We start from the raw sequence: 1,921 nt of genomic DNA, 5'->3' as shown, positions 1-1,921 counted from the left end.
GCATTGCCTGAATTATCAGTAATAGCCAAACCTGGAATCACAAGATCAGCTTCCTTGTGAATACCAGTGCCGTCAGGGTAAGCCCCAAAGAGGCTATCATAGCTATTCCCTTCTGCTGTGTAAGCATAACCGTATTCTGAACCTAGTCCAGAACCGCCGCCAATGCTATTGACATTGGTTGTCTTACCGTAGAGGGTATCGCTATCGGTGTAGCTAGTGACATAGACACGATTGTTGTAGGAACTATCCGTTGTTCCACTGGTTACTGAGTCAATGGTGTACTTGCCTGTATTTCCTGTTTCGTTGGCAATGCCGCCAATGGTTTGACCTGCTGTATAGGTTCCTGCTAAAACGTAGCCATAGCCACTATAACTATCCCCGTTACCGTAGGTGTAGGTGTAGTTGAATAGTTGGTTCTGGATGTCAGCTTCGTAGTATTGGCTGAAGGAAGAGTCGGAACTATTGCCACTTGAGTCATAGGCATAGCCACCTTCCGAACCAAGTCCCCCATAGCCATTAACACCCTGCCAATCATGGGACACATTGGTTGTTGTTCCATAACCAGTATCGCCATCGGTGTAGCTGGTGACATAGACGTAGCCGTTATAGCCTGCGTTGGTATTGCCTAACTCAACGGAGTTAATGGTGTAATAGCCACCCGACACCTGACCAGGATAGGATTGAAGCTGACCAGGATTATTAGCAAAGGTCGTATTTAATAAAGTTTGACCGTCTGAAGTGTTGACAGTAAATTCGTCTGGACCGGCACCCCAATTACCAATCCCATCCCAACTGTTTATAATAAACAAGTCAAACTCTACGGTGACGCTACCGTTTAGAGCGACATCATTGAGCGCTAGGCTCACCGTATCGTTACCAAATTCACCGAGGAAATTGCGGGAACCAACAGGAGTTGTGGAACGGGTCGAGCTTGACCAACCAGTTACGGAATTGCTTTCAAAGTCATTGGAGTAATTGAAACCACCAGCAGTCACTTTGACATTATCCAATCCCCAACTTTCATTACCGATATCCTGTAGGCCAGAGCCTATAAAATTCAGGGTTAGGGCATCAGATACATTAGTAAAGGTATAGGACAGGTGGTAGACTGAATCCACACCCCAACTAAAACCAAGATTATTGTTTTCAACCGCTCCTGTACCGCTAGGATAAAGATTGGTTTCGTTAGCAATGCCGCCAATGGTTTGACCTGCTGTATAGGTTCCTACTGCTGCGTAGCCATAACCACTGTAACTATCGCCATTACCGTAGCTATAGGTGAAGTTATATTTCTGATTACCCAGAATATCGGCTTCGTAGTATTGGCTAAAGTAGGGGTCGAAACTATTGCCGTTTGCGTCATAGGCATAACCGTATTCTGAGCCTAAACCAGAGTAGCCAGTTCCACTGCTGATATTAGTTGTTGTTCCGTAACCCGTATCGCCATCTGTGTAGCTGGTAACATAGACAAGATTGTTAAAGGAACTATCTAAAGTAGTGGAGGCAATGGAGTCAATGATGTACTCGCCATAATTCCCCAACAACGTAGTTTCGTTATAAAAGATGCCAATGACTTGACCTGCTGTATAAGTACCTTCCACGGCATAAACATAACCCGTATAACTATCCCCATTATTGTACCTATAGGTAAAGTTATATTGGCTGTAAACCGAACCTATGAGAATTGGTTGGGATGTTTCCACATCTAGAGAGTAGTAGGGATTGTCATCCGCTAAAGCAGCACTATCTACTGTGGTTGTGAAATAGTAAGTCCCGGTGGAATTTTCTGTTTGGAAGCGCAGAAGAGCAAAGCGTTCTAACTGATTCACTCCTATAGCTTGACCCAATTCAAAAGCGGGGAGAGAACCGCCACTAAGGTTGTTAATCAAACCACTGCTATTGTCTACAGTTCCATCCTGTA

General features: G+C 44.7%; 1 protein-coding gene. It reads right to left on the bottom strand.

From position 1 onward, the window contains the following. The coding region (locus IQ226_RS24690) for a hypothetical protein (RefSeq protein ID WP_228039675.1) at window positions 1–1,921 on the bottom strand (1,921 nt) is incomplete at both ends.

It is taken from the genome of Dolichospermum sp. LEGE 00240 (genome assembly GCF_015207875.1).
Lineage (GTDB): Bacteria > Cyanobacteriota > Cyanobacteriia > Cyanobacteriales > Nostocaceae > Dolichospermum > Dolichospermum gracile.
The sequence above is the reverse complement of the archived record's forward strand: the minus strand, read 5'-3'. Positions and strand labels throughout refer to the sequence as shown.